Raw genomic sequence first — 25,330 nt, forward strand, 5'->3', positions numbered from 1 at the left:
GGCGGGGCGCGCATCGCACACGCCCCGGAAAATTCAGCGCGGCGGCTGTTGATCGTCCCACACGCCCGGCTCCAGCTGCGACTTCAGCTCCGGGTAGCGGTTGGCATCGAAGGTCGGCAGTTTGCCCAGGCGGCGCTGACGGTGGTAATCGTCGGCCAGCTTCAGCGCCACCCGCGACAGCAGCAGGATCGCCGTCAGGTTGGTGATCGCCATCAATGCCATGGAGGTATCCGCCATTTTCCACACCAGCGGCAGCTCCGCCAGCGCGCCGAACATCACCATGCCCAGCGCCACGCAGCGGAAGATCAGCAGGCCGCCCGGGTGGTTGTGCTCGAGGAACACCAGGTTGCTCTCGGCATAGGCGTAGTTGGCGATGATCGAGGTAAAGGCGAAGAAGAAGATGGCGATGGCGACGAACGGCGCGCCCCAACTGCCGACGGCGGTCGACAGCGCGCGCTGGGTCAGATCGATGCCGCTGATGCTGTCGGTCGGCTGATCGAGAATGCCGGAGGAGAGGATGATCGCCGCGGTGGCGCTGCAGATGACGATGGTATCGATAAACACCCCGAGCATCTGCACGTAGCCCTGTGAGGCGGGATGCGGCGGATAAGGCGAGGCGGACGCCGCGGCGTTGGGCGCCGATCCCATGCCGGCTTCGTTGGAGAACAGACCGCGCTGCACGCCCTGAGTCATCGCCTGAGAAATGCCGTAACCGACCGCGCCTGCCGCGGCTTCCTGCAGGCCGAATGCACTTTTGAAGATCAGCGTCAGGATCGCCGGCATGTGTTCGATGTTATGACCAATCACCCAGAGGGCCAGCAGCAGGTAGGCGCCGGCCATCAGTGGCACCACCAGCTCGGCCACTTTGGCGATGGAGCGGATGCCGCCGAAGATCACCACGCCGCTCAGCACCACCAGGCCGATGCCGACATGCAGCGGCTGTAAGTGGAAGGCGACGGCGGAGGCCTGCGCGATGGAGTTGGCCTGTACGGCGTTGAACACCAGACCGAAAGCGATGATCAGGAAAATGGAAAACAGCACGCCCATCCAGCGCATGCCAAGGCCTTTTTCCATGTAGTAGGCCGGGCCGCCGCGGTAGTTGCCGTTATCGTCCTTGGTTTTGTAGAGCTGCGCCAGCGAGCTTTCCACAAATGAGGTGGCCATGCCGATAAACGCCACCACCCACATCCAGAAGATGGCGCCGGGGCCGCCGGCGGTCAGGGCGATGGCGACGCCGGTCAGATTGCCGGTGCCGACGCGCGCGGCCAGCGTGGTGCACAGCGCCTGGAAAGAGGAGATGCCGGCGCTGTCGCTTTTATTGCTGTTTTTCAACACCGAGAACATGTGGCTGAAGTGGCGGAGCTGAATAAAGCGGGTGCGCAACGTGAAGTAAATGCCGGTGCCAAGCAGCAGATAAATCAGCACCGACCCCCACAAAATGTTGTTTATAAAATTCATCAGGTCCGTCAAGGGATCCCTCCTCTTATCGAAATTTAATGCGCACCTGGCAGCATCCACCGCAGGTGAAAAACATTGGCCTATTTTTTACAAGAGCTTAGCTGGAATCGGTCCGGCGTCAGTCGATTAAGATTTTTCGCAGATTAGCGGACGAATTGCATCAATTTTTTCGAATTTAACATAATTTATTCGGGTGATAGCACGTTATTGCCTTTTCATCCGCTCGGTAATGGCGAAAGATATCGGCGTAAACGGTTGCTCGCCCAAGGATAAAACAGATGCTTGCGCGCCGCGGTTTTCCAGCCTTGCACCGGGCTTGGCGCATGTTATTATCAGGGCAGGGCATGGTTGAACAATGCCAAAAGTTCATGCACAAACGATGAGATAATGCCAACATGACCGACAAATTAACTTCCCTGCGCCAGCTGACTACGGTGGTTGCAGATACGGGTGATATCGCGGCAATGAAGCTGTATCAACCGCAGGACGCCACAACCAACCCTTCGCTGATCCTCAATGCAGCCCAAATTCCTGAATACCGCAAACTGATTGACGAAGCCATCGCCTGGGCGCGCGGCCAGAGCAGCGATCGCGAGCAGCAGATCGCCGACGCCGCCGACAAGCTGGCGGTCAACATTGGTCTGGAGATCCTCAAACTGGTTCCGGGCCGCATCTCCACCGAGGTGGACGCGCGTCTGTCTTACGACACCGTGGCCAGCGTGGCCAAGGCCAAGCGCCTGATCAAGCTGTACAACGAAGCCGGCATCAGCAACGATCGCATCCTGATCAAGCTGGCTTCTACCTGGCAGGGCATCCGCGCGGCGGAGCAGCTGGAGAAAGAAGGCATCAACTGTAACCTGACCCTGCTGTTCTCCTTCGCTCAGGCTCGCGCCTGCGCCGAAGCTGGCGTTTACCTGATCTCGCCGTTCGTCGGCCGTATCCTCGACTGGTACAAAGCCAACGGCGACAAGAAAGAGTTTGCGCCGCATGAAGATCCGGGCGTGATCTCCGTGACCGAGATTTACCAGTACTACAAACAGCACGGTTACAACACCGTGGTGATGGGCGCCAGCTTCCGTAACGTCGGCGAAATCATCGAGCTGGCCGGCTGCGACCGCCTGACTATCGCCCCTGCGCTGCTGAAAGAGCTGGCGGAGAGCGAAGGCGCGCTGGAGCGCAAACTGTCTTACACCGGTGAAGTGAAGGCGCGTCCTGCCGCACTGACTGAACCTGAGTTCTACTGGCAGCACAACCAGGATCCGATGGCGGTTGAAAAACTGACCGACGGCATCCGCAAGTTCGCCGTAGACCAGGGCAAACTGGAAAAAATGATCGCCGACCTGCTGTAATCGCCGCAGATCGCACAGTAAAAAGGTGGCTCAGGCCACCTTTTTTTATGCCCGGCGCTCCCGCCGGCGGGGGAAGCCCTTATACTCTCGGCAATGACAACAGAGCGGGGGACGAACCCGTTCGGACCCCATCAGGCAGTAGAGGTTACGCATGGATATTTTACGTATTGGTTTGGTTTCCGTTTCCGACCGCGCTTCCGGCGGCGTTTACCAGGATAAAGGCATCCCGGCGCTGGAAGAGTGGCTGAGCGGCGCGCTGGCAACGCCGTTCAAGCTGGAAACCCGACTGATCCCCGATGAGCAGACGCAGATTGAACAAACGCTGTGTGAGCTGGTGGATGAAATGGGCTGCCATCTGGTGCTGACTACCGGTGGCACCGGGCCGGCGCGCCGCGACGTCACCCCCGACGCCACGCTAGCGATCGCCGATCGCGTGATGCCCGGCTTCGGCGAGCAAATGCGTCAGATCAGCCTACACTATGTGCCAACGGCAATTCTTTCTCGTCAGGTGGGCGCGATCCGTAAACAGGCGCTGATCATCAACCTGCCCGGTCAGCCGAAGTCGATCAAGGAGACGCTGGAAGGGGTGAAGGATGAGCAGGGCAATGCGGTGGTACACGGCATCTTCGCCAGCGTGCCTTATTGCATTCAACTGCTCGACGGGCCTTACGTCGAAACGCACGCCGCGGTGGTAGCAGCATTTCGGCCAAAGAGCGCGCGCCGCGAGATAAACCTCTAAATTTCAGCGTTCTGCGACATCGGCTTCAGTCCGTCTGGTGTGAAAATAATTTGCCGCTATAGTAAGGATTCTTTTACAAAAAGCCTGCGGCTTTTATTTTTACAGCCTTTACCGACGGTGCCCTATGCCTCACGACACTAATCGCCGGCTGAACCGGCAAGACTACAAAACGCTGACGTTGGCCGCGTTGGGCGGCGCGCTGGAGTTTTACGACTTCATCATCTTCGTGTTCTTCGCCGCCGTGGTCGGCGATCTGTTCTTCCCGGCGGACATGCCGGAGTGGCTGCGGCTGGTGCAGACCTTCGGCATTTTCGCCGCCGGCTATCTGGCCCGCCCGCTGGGCGGCATCGTGATGGCGCACTTCGGCGATCTGGTCGGCCGCAAAAAGATGTTTACCCTGAGCATTCTGCTGATGGCGTTGCCGACGCTGGCGATGGGCCTGCTGCCGACCTACGCCAGCATCGGCATCGCCGCGCCGCTGTTGTTGCTGTTGATGCGCGTGCTGCAAGGGGCGGCGATCGGCGGGGAAGTGCCAGGCGCCTGGGTCTTCGTCGCCGAACATGTGCCGCGCCGGCGCATCGGCTTCGCCTGTGGCACGCTGACTGCCGGGCTGACGGTCGGCATCCTGCTGGGTTCGGTGGTGGCGACAGTGATCAACACCACGCTCAGCCCGCAGAGCATCGCCGGCGGCGGCTGGCGCATTCCTTTCCTGCTGGGCGGCATGTTCGGCCTGGTGGCGATGTACCTGCGCCGCTGGCTGCAGGAAACGCCAATCTTCATCGAGATGCAGGCGCGTAAAGCGCTGGCCGAAGAACTGCCGTTGAAATCGGTGGTGCTCAACTACAAACGGGAAGTGGCGGTATCGATGCTGCTGACCTGGCTGCTCTCCGCCGGCATCGTGGTGGTGATCCTGATGACCCCGACCTATCTGCAAAAACAGTTCGGCATCGCGCCGGCGTTGACGCTGCAGGCTAACAGCATCGCCACCATCATGCTGATCGCCGGCTGCATCGTCGCCGGCGTGTCGGCCGATCGTTTCGGCGCCAGCAAAACGCTGGTGGTCGGCAGTTTGCTGCTGGCCGGCTGCAGCTGGCTGTTTTATCAAACGGTGGGCGTACGCCCGGAAATGCTGTTCGCCTGCTATGCCCTGGTGGGGTTCAGCGTAGGCGTGGTGGGGGCTGTGCCGTACGTGATGGTGCGGGCATTCCCGGCGGAAGTGCGGTTTACCGGCATCTCGTTCTCATATAACGTCTCGTACGCTATTTTCGGCGGTTTAACCCCTATTTTTGTGACGCTGATCATGAAATTAACCCCGTTAGCGCCCGCTTACTACGTACTGGCGCTGTCGCTGATCGGGCTGCTGCTCGGTGTCTACCTGCATCGCGACCTCAACAGCGAAGCCGGAGAGCGGCAAGCCGATTCTTACAGCTAAAAAAAAGCCCTGCATCGCAGGGCTTTTCGTTAAGGGGGGCGATTACGCCGTGACCGGCGATGCCGCGACGCGAGCCGTAGCCGGTTCGCCAATCGGCAGCACGGTGCGGCCATACTGCTCGTTGAGCACTTCTGCCATCGCCAGGTAGATGGCGCTGGCGCCGCAGATGATGCCTTCATAGCCGGCGAAGGTCAGCAGCGCGTGGTTGCCGGTGATGTTGCCGACGGCCAGCAGGGCGAACAACAGCGTCAGGCTGGCGAACACGAACTGCAGCACGCGGTTGGCGCCGAGAGTACCGAAGAACATGAACAGGGTGAAGACGCCCCACAGCGCCAGGTAGATGCCCAGCACGTGCGCCTCGGTGGCTTCAGCCAGGCCCAGGCGCGGCAGCAGCAGCAGGCCGACCAGGCTCAGCCAGAAGCTGCCGTAGGCGGTAAACGCGGTCATGCCGAAGGTGTTGCCCTTCTTGTATTCCAGCAGACCGGCCAGGATCTGGGCCAGGCCACCGAAGAAAATTCCCATGCTGATGATGGCGGAGTTCAGTGGGAAAAAGCCCGCGTTGTGCAGGTTCAGCAAGACGGTGGTCATCCCGAAGCCCATCAGGCCGAGAGGGCCGGGATTCGCCAACTTGTTGGTGTGCATAAGTCCTCTGCGATAACAGAAAATTAACGGAAACAGCGAAGTAAAATAATAAATGGTCTGAATGGCCAAAAAATCGAAGTTTTCCATCAGAGCGCGCGCATCATAATGATCCCCGCAGCCGGAAACAATGATCTGAATGACGATAAAAAAAGAAATTTTTTTCGCCTTGCCCCTTGATGCCGGATTGTATGGCCCCATCTTATTTGCAACCGCAGTTGCTAACCGCGGGTCGCACTGAGATATCGGGCAGTTGAAAAGTAAAAAATCGCCCGCATATAGGTTAGCAACCTGACTGATTATGAATTTTTTAGTGGAGACGTTTAGATGGGCAAAATTATTGGTATCGACCTGGGTACTACCAACTCTTGCGTAGCAATTATGGATGGTGCCAAGGCACGCGTGCTGGAAAACGCCGAGGGCGACCGCACTACTCCTTCTATTATCGCATATACCCAGGACGGTGAAACTCTGGTTGGCCAGCCGGCTAAGCGTCAGGCAGTGACCAACCCTGAAAACACCCTGTTCGCCATCAAGCGCCTGATCGGTCGCCGCTTCCAGGATGAAGAAGCGCAGCGCGACAAAGCGATCATGCCGTACAAAATCGTCGAAGCCGACAACGGCGACGCCTGGCTGGAAGTGAAAGGCCAGAAAATGGCTCCGCCGCAGATCTCTGCGGAAGTGCTGAAGAAAATGAAGAAAACGGCGGAAGATTACCTGGGTGAACCGGTAACTGAAGCGGTTATCACCGTACCGGCTTACTTCAACGACGCCCAGCGTCAGGCGACCAAAGACGCCGGCCGCATCGCGGGTCTGGAAGTAAAACGCATCATCAACGAACCGACCGCTGCGGCCCTGGCCTACGGTCTGGACAAAGAAGTCGGCAACCGCACCATCGCGGTTTATGACTTGGGCGGCGGTACTTTCGATATCTCCATCATCGAAATCGACGACGTTGACGGCGAAAAAACCTTCGAAGTGCTGGCGACCAACGGTGACACCCACCTGGGCGGCGAAGACTTTGACAGCCGTCTGATCAACTATCTGGTGGAAGAGTTCAAGAAAGATCAGGGCATCGATCTGCGCAACGATCCGCTGGCGATGCAGCGTCTGAAAGAAGCCGCTGAGAAAGCGAAGATCGAGCTGTCTTCCGCGCAGCAGACCGACGTCAACCTGCCGTACATCACCGCAGATGCGACCGGTCCAAAACACATGAACATCAAAGTGACTCGCGCCAAACTCGAGTCGCTGGTTGAAGATCTGGTGGCGCGCTCCATCGAGCCGCTGAAAGTGGCACTGAAAGACGCAGGCCTGTCGGTTTCCGACATTCAGGACGTGATCCTGGTGGGCGGCCAGACCCGTATGCCAATGGTGCAGAAGAAAGTTGCAGACTTCTTCGGCAAAGAGCCGCGTAAAGACGTGAACCCGGACGAAGCGGTTGCCGTGGGCGCTGCGGTACAGGGCGGCGTGTTGGCCGGTGATGTGAAGGACGTTCTGCTGCTGGACGTGACCCCGCTGTCGCTGGGTATCGAAACCATGGGCAGCGTGATGACACCGCTGATCACCAAAAACACCACTATCCCGACCAAGCACAGCCAGGTGTTCTCTACCGCTGAAGACAACCAGTCTGCGGTAACCATCCACGTGCTGCAGGGTGAGCGTAAGCGCGCCAGCGATAACAAATCTCTGGGCCAGTTCAACCTGGACGGCATCCAGGCGGCACCGCGCGGCATGGCGCAGATCGAAGTGACCTTCGATATCGATGCCGACGGCATCCTGCACGTGTCTGCCAAAGACAAGAACACCGGCCGTGAGCAGAAGATCACCATCAAGGCATCTTCTGGCCTGAACGAAGACGAAATCCAGAAAATGGTGCGCGACGCCGAGCTGAATGCTGAAGCGGACCGCAAGTTCGAAGAGCTGGTGCAGACTCGTAACCAGGCGGATCACCTGATCCACGGCACTCGCAAGCAGCTGGAAGAAGCGGGCGACAAACTGCCGGCGGAAGACAAAACGGCGATCGAAGCAGCGCTGAAAGATCTGGAAGCGGCGGTGAAAGGCGAAGACAAAGCCGAGATCGAAGCGAAGACTCAGGCGCTGGTGCAGGTTTCCGGCAAACTGCTGGAAATGGCTCAGGCGCAGCAGGCTCAGCAGGGTGCTGACGCCGGCGCGGACAACGCGGCGCAGAAAGACGACGACGTGGTTGACGCCGAGTTCGAAGAAGTTAAAGACAAAAAATAATCGCCCTTAAGCGGGCACGGGGCGGCGAGATGCCGCTCCCGGAAACCAGCACGGGCGTCGAGGCAACTCTGCGCCCGTGCACGCATGTTAAGGGTAAGCGAAAGAATGGCGAAGAAAGACTATTACGAGATTCTCGGCGTCAGTAAGACGGCGGATGAACGTGAGATCAAAAAGGCGTACAAGCGCCTGGCGATGAAATACCATCCTGACCGCAACCAGGAACAAGACGCCGAAACCAAGTTTAAAGAAGTTAAAGAAGCTTACGAAGTCCTGACCGACGATCAGAAACGCGCGGCCTACGACCAGTATGGGCACGCGGCCTTTGAACAGGGCGGCATGGGCGGCGGCGGCTTTGGCGGCGGTGCCGACTTCAGCGATATCTTTGGCGACGTGTTTGGCGACATCTTCGGCGGAGGCCGCCGTCAGCGCGCCAGCCGCGGTTCCGATCTGCGCTATAACATGGAGCTGACCCTCGAGGAAGCGGTACGTGGCGTCACCAAAGAGATCCGCATCCCGACGCTCGAAGAGTGCGACGTCTGCCACGGCAGCGGCGCCAAGCCGGGCAGCTCACCGGTTACCTGCCCAACCTGTCATGGTCAGGGGCAGGTGCAGATGCGCCAGGGCTTCTTCACCGTGCAGCAGGCGTGTCCGCACTGTCATGGTCGCGGTCAGATCATCAAAGATCCGTGCAACAAGTGCCACGGTCATGGCCGGGTAGAGAAATCCAAAACGCTGTCGGTGAAAATTCCGGCCGGCGTGGATACCGGTGACCGCATCCGCCTGGCGGGTGAAGGCGAAGCCGGCGAGCACGGCGCACCGGCGGGCGATCTGTACGTTCAGGTGCAGGTGAAAGCGCACCCGATCTTCGAGCGTGAAGGCAACAACCTGTACTGTGAAGTGCCGATCAACTTCGCCATGGCGGCGTTGGGCGGCGAGATAGAAGTGCCGACGCTGGATGGCCGGGTGAAACTGAAGGTGCCTTCGGAGACCCAAACCGGCAAGCTGTTCCGCATGCGCGGTAAGGGCGTGAAATCGGTGCGTGGCGGCAGCCAGGGCGACCTGCTGTGCCGCGTAGTGGTGGAAACCCCGGTCAATCTGAACGACAAGCAAAAGCAACTGCTGCGTGAGCTGGAAGAGAGCCTGGGTGGCCCGTCCGGTGACAAGAACAGCCCGCGTTCGAAGAGCTTCTTCGACGGGGTGAAAAAGTTCTTTGACGATCTGACTCGCTAACCTTCTGTTTCTTTTGGCTTATGTGCGAACCCCGGGCTTTTGTCCCGGGGTTTTTATTTGTGCGCCAAACCGCTAATTCCCTAATATAAATGTGACTTATTCGTGCTTTTGATCGGTTTTTCCGAGTTATTTAGCATTTATAAACTTATTTTTTCGAACTAAAACGCCATCTATACTCACTTCATGACTGTGGTTCGCAGGGCGCTGCGCCTTGCACAGATTTGGAGAGACGTATTGTGACCAACATTATTCGTCAATTTTTACGTCAGGAAGCCGCGGGCGGCATCATCCTGATCGCGGCGGCGATCGTCGCCCTGATTATGGCCAACACCCCGGCGCAAGGGATCTATCAGGCCTTTCTTAATCTGCCGGTGATGGTGAAGGTCGCTTCGCTGGAGATCGCCAAGCCGCTGCTGCTGTGGATCAACGACGGGCTGATGGCCATCTTCTTCCTGGTGGTGGGGCTTGAGGTCAAGCGCGAGCTGATGCAAGGTTCGCTGTCCGGACGCGACAAGGCGGTGTTTCCGGCGATCGCCGCGCTGGGCGGCATGCTGGCGCCGGCGCTGATTTACCTGCTGTTCAACGGCGCGGACGAAGTCACCCGCCAGGGCTGGGCGATCCCGGCCGCGACCGACATCGCCTTCGCCTTGGGCGTGATGGCGTTGCTGGGCAATCGCGTCCCGACCAGCCTGAAAGTGTTCCTGCTGGCATTGGCGATCATCGATGACCTGGGCGTGATTATCATCATCGCGCTGTTCTATACCCACGAAGTGTCGATGGTGGCGCTGGGCGTGGCGGCGGCGGCGACCGCGCTGCTGGCGGTGATGAACTGGCGCGGCGTCGGCAAGACCTCGCTGTACATGATGGTCGGCCTGGTGCTGTGGGTGGCGATCCTCAAGTCCGGGGTGCATGCGACGCTGGCCGGGGTGATTGTCGGCTTTATGATCCCGCTGAACGTGAAGAAGGGGCCATCGCCGTCGGAGACGCTGGAGCATGAGCTGCACCCGTGGGTGGCGTTTATGATCCTGCCGCTGTTCGCCTTCGCCAACGCCGGGGTTTCTCTGCAGGGCGTATCGCTGGAAGGGCTGACGTCGCTGCTGCCGGTAGGGATTGCGGCCGGCCTGTTTATCGGCAAGCCGCTGGGTATTTTCCTCTTCAGCCTGCTGGCGGTGAAGATGGGTATCGCCCGCTTGCCTGAGGGCATCGGCTTCAAACAGGTGTTTGCCGTTTCGGTGCTCTGTGGTATTGGTTTCACCATGTCGATTTTCATCGCCTCGCTGGCGTTCGGGGATGCGGATGCGGCGCTCAGCACCTATTCCCGTCTGGGGATCCTATTGGGCTCCACCGCTGCGGCGGTAGTCGGGTACGGATTACTGCGCTTGGCGTTGCCGCGCGTGCGTTAATCCTGAATGCGCCCGACAGGGGCGCATAAAAAATGGCTGGTCGGAGCTGCGCGGTATAAAATATGTGCAGCTTCGACCGTTCTTCGTTGGGACTAATGGGGTTATACGTTGTCTGAAGCAGGGAAAGGAAGTTTGTCGCTCGTCACGGCACACCGTTTGCCGCTGCGAAACGTTGTTAAGGAGAGCCGCTCGTGAGGATGTCGCATATCAACTTTAATCACCTTTACTATTTCTGGCAGGTCTGCAAGGCCGGCTCCGTGGTCGGCGCCGCCGAAGCGTTGTTCCTGACGCCGCAGACCATCACCGGCCAGATCAAAGCGCTGGAAGAGCGGCTGGACGGCAAGTTGTTCAAGCGCCAGGGGCGCGGCTTGGTGCCTTCGGAACTGGGGCAACTGGTGTTCCGCTATGCCGACAAGATGTTTATGCTCAGCCAGGAAATGCTGGATATCGTCAACTACCGCAAAGAGTCCAACCTGCTGTTCGACGTCGGCGTGGCGGATGCGCTGTCGAAGCGGCTGGTCAGCCAGGTATTGGAGGCGGCGGTGGTGGTGGACAACGAGCAGATCCACCTGCGCTGTTTTGAATCGACGCACGAGATGCTGCTGGAGCAGCTCAGCCAGCACAAACTGGATATGATCCTGTCGGATTGCCCGGTGGACTCCAGCCAGCAGGAAGGGCTGTTTTCGCTGAAGCTGGGCGAGTGCGGCATCAGTTTCTTCTGCCGCCAGCCGGCGCCGGAGCTGCCGTTCCCGGCCTGCCTGGAACAGCGCAAGCTGCTGATCCCCGGCCGCCGTTCGATGCTGGGGCGCAAGCTGCTCAACTGGTTCAATACGCAGGGCATCCAGGTGGAGATTCTGGGCGAGTTCGACGATGCGGCGCTGATGAAGGCCTTCGGTATGTACCACAATGCGATTTTCGTGGCGCCGACGCTGTATGCGCAGGATACCTACAACGATGACAACGTGGTGGAGATCGGACGCATCGACAGCGTGCAGGAGGAGTATTACATCATCTTCGCCGAGCGCATGATCCAGCACCCGGCGGTGCAGCGCGTGTGCAACAAAGATTTCTCGGCGCTATTTTCCTGCTAGCGGTTCGCTGAACGCAGGGCGTAAAAAAACCGGCCTGAGCCGGTTTTTTTATCAAGCAGATAACGAAATGCTTATTGCATTGCGTTGATGCGTGCAGTCAGGTTTGACTTATGACGCGCTGCTTTGTTTTTGTGGATCAGGCCTTTAGCTGCCTGACGGTCCACCAGTGGCTGCATTACCAGGAATGCATTTTGTGCTGCTTCTTTGTCGCCAGCTGCGATAGCTGCGTCTACCTTCTTGATGAAGGTACGCACCATTGAGCGACGGCTTGCGTTATGCTTGCGGCGTTTCTCAGACTGTACGGCGCGTTTCTTAGCTGATTTGATATTAGCCAAGGTCCAACTCCCAAATATATTCTATTGAGGACAATTCAAAGGCCGAGGAATATGCCCTTTTAGCCTTCGTTTGTCAATGGATTTGTGCAAATAAGCGCCGTTTGTACAGGCGGCACTCGCTACGTTGTGATGGCGCAGGATTTTACCAGCTTCGCTCTTGGGAATACAGTGTTTCGCGAGAAAATTCGCCAATGTTTTGCCGCACCGGGCGCAAGCCGTTGGCCGCGGTCGAGAATCGGCCCGGCGGCGCCGGATAAACTGCGGCGAAGCCGTTTCACGCGCAGATTATCTCCGGTATGGTATGTCTATTACATAAAGGCACCAATCGCGGGTTAACCTTACCGGCTGTACAAGGTATAATCCGCCGATTTCCACTGTTTTGAGCCAGCTATGGAGCTAATTCGCGGCATTCACAATATCCGGGCGCGCCACCATGGTTGCGTGCTCACCATCGGCAACTTTGACGGCGTGCATCGCGGCCATCAGGCGTTGCTGGAACAGTTGAAGCAACAGGGGAAACGCCTCGGGCTGCCGGTGATGGTCATGATCTTTGAGCCGCAGCCGCTGGAGATGTTCGCCGCAGACAAGGCGCCGGCCCGTTTGACGCGCCTGCGCGACAAGGCCAACTACCTGGCGCACGCGGGTGTCGATTACCTGCTGTGCGTCAAATTCGATCCGCGTTTTGCCGCCAACACCGCGCAGGCGTTCGTCGCCGAGCTGCTGGTGGAAAAACTGGGCGTCAAATTCCTGATGGTGGGGGATGATTTTCGCTTTGGCGCCGGGCGTCAGGGCGATTTCCCGCTATTGCAGCAGGCCGGAAAAGAGTACGGCTTCGAGGTGGTCAGCACCCCGACCTTCCGCGAGGGCGAGCGGCGCATCAGCAGCACCGCGATCCGCACCGCGCTGAGCGAGGACGATCTGCCGCTGGCGGAGACCCTGCTGGGCCACCCTTACAGTATTTCAGGGCGGGTGGTGCATGGCGACGAGCTGGGGCGCACTATCGGCTTCCCGACCGCCAACCTGCCGCTCAAGCGCCTGGTGGCGCCGGTGAAAGGGGTATATGCGGTGGAGGTGTACGGCCTGGGGCTGCAGCCGCTGCCGGGCGTGGCCAACATCGGCACGCGCCCGACCGTCGCCGGCGTGCGCCAGCAGCTGGAAGTGCATCTGCTGGATGTCACAATGGATCTTTACGGGCGCCATATTGAGGTGGTGCTCCGCGCAAAATTGCGCAATGAACAGCGGTTTGCTTCGCTCGATGCCCTGAAGCAGCAGATCGCCAATGATGTGGTGACGGCCCGGAAGTTCTTCGGGCTACAGACACCGGTTTAATCTCTATAGCCGAAAACGGAACCGAGAATCTAATGAGTGACTACAAGAATACCCTGAACTTGCCGGAAACAGGGTTCCCGATGCGCGGCGACCTCGCCAAGCGTGAACCTGGCATGCTGCAACGTTGGTATGAACAGGATCTGTACGGGATTATTCGTACTGCCAAAAAGGGCAAAAAAACCTTCATTTTGCATGACGGCCCTCCGTATGCGAACGGCAGCATTCACATTGGTCACTCGGTTAACAAGATTCTCAAAGACATTATCATCAAGTCGAAAGGGATGGCCGGCTTCGACTCGCCTTATGTGCCGGGTTGGGACTGCCACGGCCTGCCGATCGAACTGAAGGTTGAACAGCTGTATGGCAAGCCGGGCGAGAAGCTGACGGCGGCCGAGTTCCGCCAGAAGTGCCGCGAATACGCGGCCGAGCAGGTTGAGGGCCAGAAGAAGGACTTCATCCGTCTGGGCGTGCTGGGCGATTGGGATCGTCCTTACCTGACCATGGACTTCAAAACAGAAGCCAACATCATCCGCGCGCTGGGCAAGATCATCAGCAACGGCCACCTGTTGAAAGGCGCCAAGCCGGTTCACTGGTGCACCGACTGCGGATCGTCGCTGGCGGAAGCGGAAGTGGAGTACTACGACAAGACTTCGCCGTCGATCGACGTGAGCTTCCATGCGGCCGATGCGGCTGCCGTAGCGGCCAAGTTCGGCGTGAGCAACTTCAGCGGCTCCATCTCCCTGGTTATCTGGACCACCACCCCGTGGACCCTGCCGGCCAACCGCGCGATCTCGCTGCACCCGGACTTCACCTATCAGCTGGTGCAGGTTGACGGCCAGTGCCTGATCCTGGCGGCTGAGCTGGTGGAAAGCGTGATGAAACGCGCCGGCATCACCGAGTGGACGGTGCTGGGCAGCTGCAAAGGCGCCGATCTGGAGCTTCTGCGCTTCAAACACCCGTTCATGGACTTCGACGTGCCGGCGATCCTCGGCGAGCACGTGACGCTGGACGCCGGTACCGGTGCGGTGCACACCGCGCCAGGCCACGGCCCGGACGACTTCGTGATCGGTCAGAAATACGGTCTGGAAGTGGCCAACCCGGTGGGGCCGAACGGCTGCTACCTGACCGGCACCTATCCACTGCTGGACGGCAAGTTCGTCTTCAAGGCCAACGATCTGATCGTCGACCTGTTGCGTGAGAAAGGCGCGCTGCTGCACGTCGAGAAGTTCCTGCACAGCTATCCGTGCTGCTGGCGCCACAAGACGCCGATCATCTTCCGCGCCACGCCGCAGTGGTTCATCAGCATGGATCAGAAAGGCCTGCGTCAGCAGTCGCTGGAAGAGATCAAGGGCGTGCAGTGGATCCCGGATTGGGGCCAGGCGCGCATCGAAATGATGGTCGCCAACCGCCCGGACTGGTGCATCTCGCGTCAGCGCACCTGGGGCGTGCCGATGTCGCTGTTCGTGCATAAAGAGACCGAGCAGCTGCACCCGCGCAGCGTCGAGCTGATGGAAGAAGTGGCCAAGCGCGTCGAGCAAGACGGCATTCAGGCCTGGTGGGATCTGGACGCGGCCGACATCCTCGGCGCGGAAGCCGCCGACTACGTGAAAGTGCCGGATACGCTGGACGTATGGTTCGACTCCGGCTCCACTCACGCCTCGGTGGTTGACGTGCGCCCTGAGTTTAACGGTCACGGCGCCGACATGTATCTGGAAGGCTCCGACCAGCATCGCGGCTGGTTCATGTCATCGCTGATGATCTCCACCGCGATGAAGGGCAAAGCGCCTTACAAGGAAGTGCTGACCCACGGCTTCACCGTCGACGGCCAGGGCCGCAAGATGTCCAAGTCGATCGGCAACACCGTCAGCCCGCAGGACGTGATGAACAAGCTGGGCGGCGACATTCTGCGTCTGTGGGTGGCGTCGACCGACTACACTGGCGAGATCGCGGTGTCCGACGAGATCCTCAAGCGTTCCGCCGACTCTTATCGCCGCATCCGCAACACCGCGCGCTTCCTGCTGGCCAACCTGAACGGGTTCGAGCCGAGCACCGATTGCGTGGCGCCGGAAGACATGGTGGTGCTGGATCGTTGGGCGGTCGGCCGTGCGCTGGCGGCGCAGCGGGATATCGAGCAGGCTTACGCCAACTACGATTTCCACGAAGTGGTGCAGCGTCTGATGCAGTTTTGTTCGGTCGAGATGGGCTCGTTCTATCTGGATATCATCAAGGATCGCCAGTACACCGCCAAGAGCGACAGCGTCGCCCGCCGCAGCTGCCAGACCGCGCTGTATCACATCGTGGAAGCGCTGGTGCGCTGGATGGCGCCGATCATGTCGTTCACTGCGGACGAGATCTGGGGCTTCATGCCGGGCAAACGCGCGCAGTACGTGTTCACTGAAGAGTGGTACGACGGCCTGTTCGGGCTGGCGGAAGGCGAGCCGATGAACGACGCTTTCTGGGCCGAGTTGCTGAAAGTGCGCGGCGAAGTGAACAAGGTGCTGGAGCAGGCGCGTGCCGACAAACGCCTCGGCGGTTCGCTGGAAGCGGCGGTGACGCTGTATGCCGACAGCGAGTTGGCGGCGCGTCTGAACAGCCTGCAGGATGAGCTGCGCTTTGTGCTGCTGACCTCTGCGGCAAGCGTTGCGCCATTGGCGGATGCGCCGGCCGACGCACAGGCTTCCGAGCTGCTGAAAGGGCTGAAGATCGCCTTCAGCACGGCGCCGGGTGAGAAGTGCCCGCGCTGCTGGCATTACACCACCGATATCGGTCTGGTGGCGGAGCATGCAGACATCTGCGGCCGCTGTGTAAGCAACGTCGCCGGTGACGGCGAGAAACGTAACTTTGCCTGAGAATTCGCGCCTGATGAGTAAACCAATTTGTTCGACCGGCCTGCGTTGGCTGTGGGTTGTGGTGGCGGTGCTGGTGCTGGATTTCGGCAGCAAACAGTGGATCCTCGCTAACTTTGCGCTGGGCCAGTCCCAGCCGTTGATCCCGTCGTTCAACCTGTTTTACGCGCGCAACTACGGCGCTGCGTTCAGCTTCCTGGCCGACCATGGCGGCTGGCAGCGCTGGTTCTTCGCCGGCATCGCCATCGCCATCGTCGCGGTGCTGCTGGTGATGATGTATCGCAGCACTGCGCAGCAGAAGCTGAACAACATCGCCTACGCCTTTATTATCGGCGGGGCGTTGGGCAATCTGTTTGATCGCCTGTGGCACGGTTTCGTGGTCGACTTCATCGACTTCTACGTCGGTGATTGGCACTACCCGACCTTCAATCTGGCGGACAGCTTTATCTGCGTGGGTGCGGCGATGATCGTGCTGGAAGGTTTCCTGTCGCCGGCGAGCAAAGGCGCAAAGAGTAAAGGTGAGTAATATGACGGCTCAGGTTATCAGTGACAGCGCGGTGCTGGTTCACTTTACGCTGAAACTGGAAGACGGTTCGACCGCCGAATCCACCCGCAGCAGCGGCAAACCGGCGCTGTTCCGTCTGGGTGACGGCAGCCTGTCGGCGCCGCTGGAAGCGCATTTGCTCGGCCTGCGCGCGGGCGACAAATGCGCCTTTACCCTGCAGCCGGAAGCGGCGTTCGGCGCGGAGAACCCGGATCTGGTCCAGTTCTTCTCGCGCCGCGACTTCGCGGAAACCGGCGTGCCGGACGTGGGCACCATCATGCTGTTTACCGCCATCGACGGCAGCGAAATGCCGGGCGTGGTGCGCGCGGTGGCGGAAGACTCGATCACCGTCGATTTCAACCATCCGCTGGCGGGTCATCCAGTGACCTTCGATATCGAAGTGCTGGAGATCGATCCGCAGCAGGAGGAGACGCATGCAAATATTGCTGGCTAACCCGCGCGGCTTCTGCGCCGGGGTCGATCGTGCGATCAGCATCGTGGAACGCGCGCTGGAGCTGTATGGCGCGCCGATCTACGTGCGGCATGAAGTGGTGCACAACCGCTACGTGGTCGACAGCCTGCGTGAGCGCGGCGCGGTGTTTATCGAAGAGATCGCCGAAGTGCCGGACGGTTCTATCCTGATCTTCTCGGCGCACGGCGTTTCTCAGGCGGTGCGCGCCGAAGCCAAGGCGCGCGATCTGACCATGCTGTTCGACGCCACCTGTCCGCTGGTGACCAAGGTGCATATGGAAGTGGCGCGCGCCAGCCGCCGCGGCACCGAAGCTATTCTGATCGGTCACGCCGGGCACCCGGAGGTGGAAGGCACCATGGGCCAGTACAGCAACCCGCAGGGCGGCATGTACCTGGTCGAGTCGCCGGATGACGTGTGGAAGCTGCAGGTGAAGGACGAAAATAACCTGTGCTTCATGACGCAGACCACGCTGTCGGTAGATGATACCTCGGACGTGATCGACGCGCTGCGGCAGCGTTTCCCGAGTATTATCGGCCCGCGCAAGGATGATATCTGTTACGCCACCACCAACCGTCAGGAAGCGGTGCGCAATCTGGCCGGCGATGCGGACGTGGTGCTGGTAGTGGGGTCGAAAAACTCCTCCAACTCCAACCGTCTGGCGGAGCTGGCGCAGCGCGTCGGCAAACCGGCTTATCTTATCGACTCGGCGGCGGATATTCAGGAAAGCTGGCTGAGCGAAGCGCGCAACATCGGCGTCACCGCCGGTGCTTCAGCGCCGGACGTGCTGGTGCAGGAGGTGATCTCTCGCCTGAAAGCGCTGGGCGGCCTGGACGTGCATGAGATCAGCGGGCGTGAAGAGAATATCGTGTTTGAAGTGCCGAAAGAGCTGCGCGTGGATGTGCGTCAGATCGATTAAGGTGCGTGAATAGCGATAACCACGGGGAGCTCAGGCTTCCCGTTTTTTTTTGGCAGGCTGCGGCGTTAAAAATAAAATCCTGCGAATATTCAAATTTTCTGCTAACTAAAGCCAAATTTATTCTGAGTATTTGAAATAGCTTCTGCGTAATTAATTATATGGTCTGACAATAAAGTCATTAATCAGAATATCATTAGTCTGCAATCTAAATGAGCCTGGTGTTGGCAGCGCGATTACAATAATTACAATAGTGGTGTTGCAGATGTTTCTTATTTTATTCTTGGCGAATCTGTTCTAGAGCGTTTAATCCTTTCTTCTGTAAATAGATCTTCATATGCTCCAGTAATCGTCGCACTTTTAATGGCTGGATCTCCCTGCGCGGCATTATGGCATAGCAATTAATTTCCGGTAATCGCCAGTCGGGCAATATTTCTATCAGTTCGCCGCTGCGCAATTCTCGCTCAACGTTGGCGAAGAAATTGCGAATGATGCCTTTGCCGGTCAGCGCCAGTTCCTTCATCGCCATGCCGCTGTTGGTGAACAAGCGACCGGTCATGCGCATGCGGTGCTCGCCGCCGTCGCGGTGGATCAGACGAACAAACTGCGGGTTGCCGAGCGGTGTAAAGGTGACCCATTGGTGGTGCGTCAGCGCCTGTGGCGAATCCGGCACGCCGTGATGCGCCAGGTAAGCCGGCGAGGCGCACAGCACTTCGCGGCAGCGCGCCAGCCGCGTGGAAACGTAGCTGGAGTCCGCCAGCACGCCGCCGCGTATCGCCAGATCGATGCGCTGCGTGATGAGATCTATCTTCTCATCATGGATTTCCAACCGCAGCGTGAGGCGGGGATGTTCGTCGAGAAAACTTTGCAGCGCCGGCACCAGGTAGTGAGTGGCGAATTCGGTGGAGGTGGCGACGCGCAGCTCACCGACCAGTTCGCCGCGCAGCGCGGCGATCCGTTGTTGGCCTCGTTCGGCGGCGTGGATCATCAACAGGCAATCTTCATAAAAGCACAGCCCGGCTTCGGTCAGACTCAATGAGCGCGTCGAGCGCAGCAGTAATTGAATGCCCAGATGTTCTTCCAACTGGCGAATATGCTGGCTAACGGCGGAAGTCGTCATGCCCAATTCTTTTGCCGCCATGCTGAATGCGCCGCAATCGACCACTTTTGAGAAAATGGCCATACGTCTTAAAATATTGCTCATAGTTTGTTAAGCACAACTTAACCAAGATTGTGAGTTATACGGGCTAATAATATAGCACTATCTCTTCTATATTGCCTGAAGCATATAAACGCCGGGCTGGTTATTATTCCGCAGGGATTTTTCTCTTTTTGATAAATCTTATTGCGCTTATCAATAATACACCCGCGCCACATCGCAACAGGAGCTCATTGTGGACAGCGCTCAGAAAGAAGAAATATCGTTAAAGATACTACGTGAATTATTGCAATACCGTCGCCGCTTCCCCGGCGGTGATGGCACCTCGATTGCCGATGAAGAGCGGCGGGTCACCCAGGTGCAATTGCCGCGCATTCGGGCATTCATTGAAAACGAACAGCGCATCGAGTTCGTGCTGCCCGCCTTTCCGACCAAATCGCCTAATGCCAACAAGGTGATCGGCGCGGTGCCGGACATGGCGGAGCGTCTGTCGCTGATCTTCCTCAATTCGCTGTGCCAGCGCATTCAACTCTACTACCCGCCGGGCGCGCATATCGTTATCTGCTCCGACGGCCACGTGTTCGGCGATCTGATCCGCGTCAGTGACGAAGCGATCAACCACTACCAGCGCGAAATTGAAAACCTGCTGCATGAAGTGGGCGCGACGCATCTCAGCGTATTCAACCTCGGGGATGTCAAAGGCCTGGCCGAACATACCGATGATTACGATCTGCTGCGCCAACTGTTGGTGGAAGGCTATGCCGAACCGGAGGAGGCGATCAAGCAACAGCTGATGCAGGACGAACAGGGCTTACTGCTTTATCGCGCCATCACGCGCTTCCTGTATGAAGATAGCCAACTGCCGGGTTACAGCGGTTCCAACGCCGCACTGCAGAAAGACGCCAAACAGCGCGCCTGCGGGGTTATTCAGCGCAGCTGGGCCTGGGGCAACCTGCTGGCGCAGCACTTCCCGGCGGCGATCCGCCTGTCGATTCACCCGCAGCCGGTCGACAGCCTGAAGATGGGTATCCACATGATGCCGACCAAAGACGACTGGTTGACGCCGTGGCACGGCGTGGCGGCCAACGTGAACGGCCAGTTCGTGCTGATGAAGCGCAAAGACGCGCAGAGCCTGGACGGCGAACTGGTGGAAATCCGCGGCACGCCGAGCCATTACCTGATCGAACAGCCGCAGATGGCCTGAGCCTCTGCAGGCCTTGCGCCCGAAATCCTGGCGGGCGCGTTTTTGACGGCACGTTGCCGTGTGAGCAGCACATTCGATGCAAGGAGAATCACCGATGAACAACCAACCGCTTGATTGCCACATTCAACTGAATACCCCGTTCGGCGCGATCCTGACGCCGCAGCACCCGGGGCAAAAGATCGGCGAACTGCCGGTGGCGGCACTGCGGGCGCTGGCGCAGGAGCACCACTTGCTGGTGCTGCGCGGATTCGACTCCGGTTTCAGCGACGCGGATGTCCTGACTCGCTATGCCGAACGCTGGGGCGAGATCATGATGTGGCCGTTCGGCGCGGTGCTGGACGTGAAAGAACATCCGGACGCCAAGGATCATATCTTCGACAGCAGCTACGTTCCGCTGCATTGGGATGGCATGTATAAGCCGACCATCCCCGAGTTCCAGCTGTTCCACTGCGTGGCGGCGCCATCGCAGGATGAAGGCGGATGCACCACCTTCGTCGATACCACGCGACTGTTGGCCAACGCGGACGAAGCGCTGCTGGATCAGTGGCTGTCGGTGTCGATCACTTACCGCATTAAGCAGGTGGTGCACTACGGCGGTGAAGTCTGTTCGCCGCTGGTGGTGCAGCACCCGAACGGCAGGGGATTGATCATGCGCTACAATGAACCGCCGACGGAAGGCAAAAAATTCCTCAACCAGCATGCGCTGGAATATCACGGTGTGCCGGAGCAACAGCAGGAACAGTTCCACCACACCCTGCAGCAGCACCTGTACGATCCGCGTCACTATTATGCCCACCAGTGGCAGCAGGGCGACGTGGTAGTGGCGGACAACTTCTCGCTGCTGCACGGCCGTGAGGGCTTTACCGCCCGTTCCGCGCGTCATTTGCAGCGCGTGCATATTCAGAGCAACCCGGTGTGCGCCAATCTGGCGCTGAAGCCGGCCAACGCAGAAGCGTAAAGGAGCATTATGGCAAGGATACTGATGGCGGCGGTCGCCACTCCGGGGCACGTCTACCCGATGTTAGCTATCGCTCGTCACCTGATCGCCCAAGGGCATCAGGTGCGGGTGATGACCGGCGCGCTGTTTCGCGAACGCGCCGAAGCGGCTGGGGCGAACTTCGTACCGTTCGACGCGCAGGTGGACTTCGATTATCGCCACCTGGAAGAGCACTTTCCGCAGCGCGCCGCGCTGCCGCCGGGCAATGCGCAGATGGCGCTGGCGCTGAAGGATTTCTTCGCCGCGCCGATCCCGCTGCTGGATCGGCAGCTGCGTGCGGCCATTGCCGCCGAAAAGACCGATTTGTTGATGGTGGAGAACTGTTTCTACGGCGTATTGCCGCTGTTGCAGTCCGCCGAACGGCCACCGGTCTTCGGTATCGGCGTTACGCCGCTGTCGTATTCTTCGCGTGACGCCATTTTTTACGGCCCGCGCATCCCGCCGGCGCTGTTGCCGCAGGCGCTGACCCGCGAGCAATTGGTGGATGAAGAGACGCGCGTGTTGCTTGATGAGGTGCAGCGGAGCTTCGATGCGGCGCTGGTGCAAGCGGGCGGGCGGGCGCTGACTCGCCCGTTTACCGATGCGCTGATCGGCGGCTGCGAGCGTTTCCTGCAGTTGGCCACCACGGCGCTGGAATATGAGCGCGACGATCTGCCGAGCGGCGTGCGCTTCGTCGGTCCGCTGCGCAGCGGCGGTCAACCGGCGGCGGAAGAGACGCTGTGGGAGGCGGACGATGATCGGCCGCTGGTGATTGTGTCTCAGGGCACGTTGGCCAACGTCGATCTGCATCAGCTGATCGTGCCGACGCTGCAGGCGCTGGCGCATCTGCCGGTGCGGGTGTTGGCCACCACCGGCGGGCGGGCGACGGCAGGGCTGATGGACGCGTTGCCGGACAACGCCAGAGTGCGGGAGTTTATCTCCTTCGAACGCTGGCTGCCGCGGGCGTCGCTGCTGATCACCAACGGCGGTTACGGCTCGATCAACTATGCGCTGGACAGCGGCGTGCCGCTGATCGTCGCCGGCACCGGCGAGGATAAGCTGGAGGCGGCGGCGCGTGTGGTCGCTGCCGGTTGCGGCATCAGCCTGCACACCAGCACGCCGAGCGCAGAACAGATCCTGGCGGCGGCGTCGCGTATTCTGCAGCAGCCGATCTACCGCCAACGCGCGGCGCTGGTGCGTGAAGATTATGCCCGCCACGATGCGCTAACGGCGATAGCCAACGAAGTGGCGGCTATTACCGCCTGATCTCGCTGCACCTCCTTCCCAGGCGCCGTTTTCGGCGCCTTTTTTCTGCATTTTTTCTCAATGGAAACTGCATGATTATGTACAATCGCCGCAGGCCGCCAAATCGGTTGAATGTTAATCTTATGACAGCGCCGCTGATGGAAGCGGGGGAATATCATCATTTTCTAATGATGTCATGAATCCTCTGGCGGCGCGCAAGCGGGGCAGTTACCCTGAATCGATGGATTAATGGGATACGCGTTAAATCAAGAAGAGAGCAAGCATGAAAGATTCACAAATCCGCATTGCGATTGCGGGCGCCGGCGGCCGGATGGGCCGTCAATTGATCCAGGCGGTGCAGCAGGCGGAAGGCGTAGTGTTGGGCGCGGCGCTGTCGCGACCGGGCTCCAGCCTGATCGGCGTCGACGCCGGTGAGCTGGCGGGCATCGGCGCGCTGGGTGTCAAGGTAAGCGACAGCCTGGAGAAAGTGGCGAGCGAGTTCGACATTCTGATCGACTTCACCCGTCCGGAAAGCACGCGGAGCTACCTGGATTTTTGCGTGGCGCACCACAAGGCGATGGTGATTGGCACCACCGGCTTCGATGACGCCGGCAAGCAGGCGATCCGCGATGCGGCGCAGCATATCGGCATCGTGTTTGCCGCCAACTTCAGCGTCGGCGTCAACCTGGTGTTGAAACTGCTGGAGAAGGCCGCGCAGGTGATGGGCGACTATACCGACATCGAAATCGTTGAGGCGCACCACCGCCACAAAGTGGATGCGCCATCGGGCACGGCATTGGCGATGGGCGAAGCGATCGCCGGCGCGCTGGGGCGCGACCTGAAAAGCTGCGCGGTCTATGCGCGCGAAGGCCATACCGGCGAGCGCGATCCGAAAAGCATCGGCTTTGCCACCATTCGCGCCGGCGACATCGTCGGCGAGCACACCGCGATGTTTGCCGACATCGGTGAGCGGGTGGAGATCACCCATAAAGCTTCCAGCCGCATGACTTTTGCCAGCGGCGCGGTGCGTGCGGCAGTCTGGCTGTATAATCGAGATAAAGGCCTGTTTGATATGCGAGATGTGCTGAATCTCGAGCAGTTATAATTGATTTGCATACCATCGTGATGTGGGTGTATTGATCATAATACTATGATAATCGGACAATAATTTTATTGTCCTTTTTTTTAACATGATAAATATGGCTTTGGTTGATTTTTTGTTTTAAAGGTTTTATTTGTTGTTGTTTATCTTGCTAATTATCTCGTTTTTCTCCGCCAGAGGCTATTTTAGCGTCTGTTTTAGCCCGTTCCGGCGCCGTTTTCCGTCATTCGGCCTCGCAACCGTTTTCCAGCCCCGGTTTTCTGTGTTTTTATCGCCGCTCAAGCCGCTTGAGCACCGAAAACTGCAAAAATAAAACAAAAAATGGCAGTTTGGGTAGACAAGCCGAACACTCATCATTAAAATGCGCCCAATTTGCCAAAAATTGGCCTCGCGGACGGTTTTTGCATTGATTTAGATCGCGATATCTGAATTAATATGCAAATATTGTGATTGATTATTCCTCGGAGGATGTTTTGATTAAGTCAGCGCTATTGGTTCTGGAAGACGGAACCCAATTCCACGGTCGGGCCATCGGGGCAGAGGGAACGGCAGTGGGGGAAGTGGTCTTCAATACGTCGATGACCGGTTATCAAGAAATCCTCACTGATCCTTCCTATTCCCGCCAGATCGTTACTCTTACTTATCCTCATATCGGCAATGTCGGCACCAATGCTTCCGACGAAGAATCCTCCGCAGTACACGCCCAAGGCCTCGTCATTCGTGACCTCCCGCTGATCGCCAGCAACTACCGCAACGAAGAAAGCCTGTCCGACTACCTCAAGCGTCACAACATCGTGGCGATCGCCGATATCGATACCCGTAAATTGACCCGCCTGCTGCGCGAGAAGGGCGCCCAGAACGGCTGCATCGTCGCCGCCGATACGCCGGACGCCGCGCTGGCCCTGGCCAAGGCGCAAGGTTTCCCGGGGTTGAAGGGCATGGATCTGGCGAAAGAAGTCACGACCCAAGAGGCCTACAGCTGGCAGCAAGGCAGCTGGACGCTTGAAGGCGACCTGCCTGAAGCCAAAACCGCCGCGGAACTGCCTTTCCACGTGGTGGCTTACGACTACGGCGCCAAGCGCAACATCCTGCGCATGCTGGTGGATCGCGGCTGCCGCCTGACCGTGGTGCCGGCGCAGACCCCGGCCGACGAGGTGCTGAAAATGAATCCGGACGGCATCTTCCTGTCCAACGGCCCGGGTGACCCGGAGCCGTGCGACTACGCCATCGCCGCCATCAAACAGTTCCTGGAAACCGACATTCCGGTGTTCGGCATCTGTCTGGGCCACCAGCTGCTGGCACTGGCCAGCGGGGCGAAAACCATGAAGATGAAGCTCGGCCACCACGGCGGCAACCACCCGGTGAAGGATCTGGACAACAATACCGTGATGATCACCGCGCAGAACCACGGCTTTGCGGTAGACGAGAATAACCTGCCGGCGAACCTGCGCGTGACGCACAAATCGCTGTTCGACCACACGGTGCAGGGCATTCACCGCACCGACAAGGCGGCGTTCAGTTTCCAGGGGCACCCGGAAGCCAGCCCTGGCCCGCACGACGCCGCGCCGCTGTTCGATCACTTTATCGAACTGATTGAGACTTACCGTTCTAACGCCAAATAAT

General features: G+C 59.0%; 21 protein-coding genes. 17 read left to right on the top strand and 4 right to left on the bottom strand.

The genetic code is table 11. The features are described from left to right. Nucleotides 1–33: 33 nt before the first annotated feature. Nucleotides 34–1,470: an alanine/glycine:cation symporter family protein gene (locus ACRAWE_RS19785; protein WP_063918135.1), complete on the bottom strand. Its 1,437-nt coding sequence runs from the start codon at nucleotides 1,468–1,470 to the stop codon at nucleotides 34–36. 383 nt (nucleotides 1,471–1,853) lie between these two features. Here ACRAWE_RS19785 and tal point away from each other — a divergent pair, with 383 nt between their 5' ends. From tal to ACRAWE_RS19800, 3 genes are all read left to right on the top strand, one after another. Then, nucleotides 1,854–2,807, top strand: a complete 954-nt coding sequence (gene tal / locus ACRAWE_RS19790) for a transaldolase (RefSeq protein WP_004932982.1) — start codon at nucleotides 1,854–1,856, stop codon at nucleotides 2,805–2,807. Between the two features lie 151 nt (nucleotides 2,808–2,958). Continuing rightward, nucleotides 2,959–3,546, top strand: a complete 588-nt coding sequence (gene mog / locus ACRAWE_RS19795) for a molybdopterin adenylyltransferase (RefSeq protein WP_004932980.1) — start codon at nucleotides 2,959–2,961, stop codon at nucleotides 3,544–3,546. A 124-nt stretch (nucleotides 3,547–3,670) separates the two neighbouring features. Further along, the gene (locus ACRAWE_RS19800) at nucleotides 3,671–4,978 is read left to right on the top strand and encodes an MFS transporter (RefSeq protein ID WP_019455017.1); all 1,308 of its coding nucleotides are present in this window, start codon (nucleotides 3,671–3,673) and stop codon (nucleotides 4,976–4,978) included. A 42-nt stretch (nucleotides 4,979–5,020) separates the two neighbouring features. Here ACRAWE_RS19800 and satP read toward each other — a convergent pair whose 3' ends face one another. Further along, nucleotides 5,021–5,620, bottom strand: a complete 600-nt coding sequence (satP, locus tag ACRAWE_RS19805) for an acetate uptake transporter (protein ID WP_025159626.1) — start codon at nucleotides 5,618–5,620, stop codon at nucleotides 5,021–5,023. Between the two features lie 324 nt (nucleotides 5,621–5,944). Between satP and dnaK the strand changes: the two genes are divergently transcribed. From dnaK to nhaR, 4 genes are all read left to right on the top strand, one after another. After that, nucleotides 5,945–7,858, top strand: a complete 1,914-nt coding sequence (dnaK, locus tag ACRAWE_RS19810) for a molecular chaperone DnaK (protein WP_004932972.1) — start codon at nucleotides 5,945–5,947, stop codon at nucleotides 7,856–7,858. Between the two features lie 105 nt (nucleotides 7,859–7,963). Next, the gene (dnaJ, locus tag ACRAWE_RS19815) at nucleotides 7,964–9,088 is read left to right on the top strand and encodes a molecular chaperone DnaJ (protein ID WP_004932969.1); all 1,125 of its coding nucleotides are present in this window, start codon (nucleotides 7,964–7,966) and stop codon (nucleotides 9,086–9,088) included. A 236-nt stretch (nucleotides 9,089–9,324) separates the two neighbouring features. Continuing rightward, nucleotides 9,325–10,491 (top strand): Na+/H+ antiporter NhaA, encoded by a 1,167-nt coding sequence (gene nhaA, locus ACRAWE_RS19820; protein ID WP_019455019.1) that lies wholly within the window; start codon nucleotides 9,325–9,327, stop codon nucleotides 10,489–10,491. Nucleotides 10,492–10,682: 191 nt separating this feature from the next. Beyond that, nucleotides 10,683–11,582, top strand: coding sequence for a transcriptional activator NhaR (gene nhaR / locus ACRAWE_RS19825; RefSeq protein ID WP_025159627.1), 900 nt, complete (start codon nucleotides 10,683–10,685; stop codon nucleotides 11,580–11,582). 71 nt (nucleotides 11,583–11,653) lie between these two features. Here nhaR and rpsT read toward each other — a convergent pair whose 3' ends face one another. Beyond that, a complete protein-coding gene (gene rpsT / locus ACRAWE_RS19830) occupies nucleotides 11,654–11,917 on the bottom strand; it encodes a 30S ribosomal protein S20 (RefSeq protein WP_004932960.1) in 264 nt (87 codons plus the stop codon). Between the two features lie 390 nt (nucleotides 11,918–12,307). Here rpsT and ribF point away from each other — a divergent pair, with 390 nt between their 5' ends. The 5 genes from ribF to ispH are packed head-to-tail and all read left to right on the top strand — an operon-like array spanning nucleotide 12,308 to nucleotide 18,024. Next, the gene (ribF, locus tag ACRAWE_RS19835; protein ID WP_432525792.1) at nucleotides 12,308–13,246 is read left to right on the top strand and encodes a bifunctional riboflavin kinase/FAD synthetase; all 939 of its coding nucleotides are present in this window, start codon (nucleotides 12,308–12,310) and stop codon (nucleotides 13,244–13,246) included. Nucleotides 13,247–13,278: 32 nt separating this feature from the next. Beyond that, entirely contained in the window at nucleotides 13,279–16,095 is a 2,817-nt protein-coding gene (gene ileS, locus ACRAWE_RS19840) for an isoleucine--tRNA ligase (RefSeq protein ID WP_019455022.1), read from the top strand. A 13-nt stretch (nucleotides 16,096–16,108) separates the two neighbouring features. Then, a complete protein-coding gene (gene lspA / locus ACRAWE_RS19845) occupies nucleotides 16,109–16,618 on the top strand; it encodes a signal peptidase II (protein ID WP_019455023.1) in 510 nt (169 codons plus the stop codon). A 1-nt stretch (nucleotide 16,619) separates the two neighbouring features. Next, the gene (gene fkpB, locus ACRAWE_RS19850; protein WP_019455024.1) at nucleotides 16,620–17,090 is read left to right on the top strand and encodes an FKBP-type peptidyl-prolyl cis-trans isomerase; all 471 of its coding nucleotides are present in this window, start codon (nucleotides 16,620–16,622) and stop codon (nucleotides 17,088–17,090) included. Then, nucleotides 17,071–18,024 (top strand): 4-hydroxy-3-methylbut-2-enyl diphosphate reductase, encoded by a 954-nt coding sequence (gene ispH, locus ACRAWE_RS19855; protein ID WP_004932946.1) that lies wholly within the window; start codon nucleotides 17,071–17,073, stop codon nucleotides 18,022–18,024. The genes fkpB and ispH overlap by 20 nt, the downstream gene beginning before the upstream one ends. Before the next feature lie 274 nt (nucleotides 18,025–18,298). On the opposite strand, the gene ACRAWE_RS19860 is transcribed toward ispH, so the two are convergent. Continuing rightward, nucleotides 18,299–19,225, bottom strand: a complete 927-nt coding sequence (locus ACRAWE_RS19860; protein WP_025159628.1) for a LysR family transcriptional regulator — start codon at nucleotides 19,223–19,225, stop codon at nucleotides 18,299–18,301. A gap of 190 nt (nucleotides 19,226–19,415) precedes the next feature. Between ACRAWE_RS19860 and pvcA the strand changes: the two genes are divergently transcribed. The 5 genes from pvcA (at nucleotide 19,416) to carA (ending at nucleotide 25,329) form a co-directional block, all read left to right on the top strand. Next, complete coding sequence (pvcA, locus tag ACRAWE_RS19865; protein WP_063918138.1) at nucleotides 19,416–20,384, top strand: L-tyrosine isonitrile synthase; 969 nt, start codon at nucleotides 19,416–19,418, stop codon at nucleotides 20,382–20,384. 94 nt (nucleotides 20,385–20,478) lie between these two features. Continuing rightward, nucleotides 20,479–21,342 carry a TauD/TfdA dioxygenase family protein gene (locus tag ACRAWE_RS19870; RefSeq protein ID WP_019455027.1) on the top strand — a complete coding sequence of 288 codons (864 nt, stop codon included), beginning with the start codon at nucleotides 20,479–20,481 and terminating at the stop codon, nucleotides 21,340–21,342. A 24-nt stretch (nucleotides 21,343–21,366) separates the two neighbouring features. Further along, nucleotides 21,367–22,626: a glycosyltransferase gene (locus ACRAWE_RS19875; protein WP_432525831.1), complete on the top strand. Its 1,260-nt coding sequence runs from the start codon at nucleotides 21,367–21,369 to the stop codon at nucleotides 22,624–22,626. Nucleotides 22,627–22,888: 262 nt separating this feature from the next. Further along, nucleotides 22,889–23,710, top strand: a complete 822-nt coding sequence (gene dapB, locus ACRAWE_RS19880; RefSeq protein WP_019455029.1) for a 4-hydroxy-tetrahydrodipicolinate reductase — start codon at nucleotides 22,889–22,891, stop codon at nucleotides 23,708–23,710. Nucleotides 23,711–24,180: 470 nt separating this feature from the next. Next, nucleotides 24,181–25,329, top strand: a complete 1,149-nt coding sequence (gene carA / locus ACRAWE_RS19885; protein WP_071532848.1) for a glutamine-hydrolyzing carbamoyl-phosphate synthase small subunit — start codon at nucleotides 24,181–24,183, stop codon at nucleotides 25,327–25,329. Nucleotide 25,330: the final 1 nt, after the last annotated feature.

The sequence above is a fragment of the Serratia sp. BFP-2025 genome, from assembly GCF_050880365.1.
GTDB lineage: Bacteria > Pseudomonadota > Gammaproteobacteria > Enterobacterales > Enterobacteriaceae > Serratia > Serratia surfactantfaciens.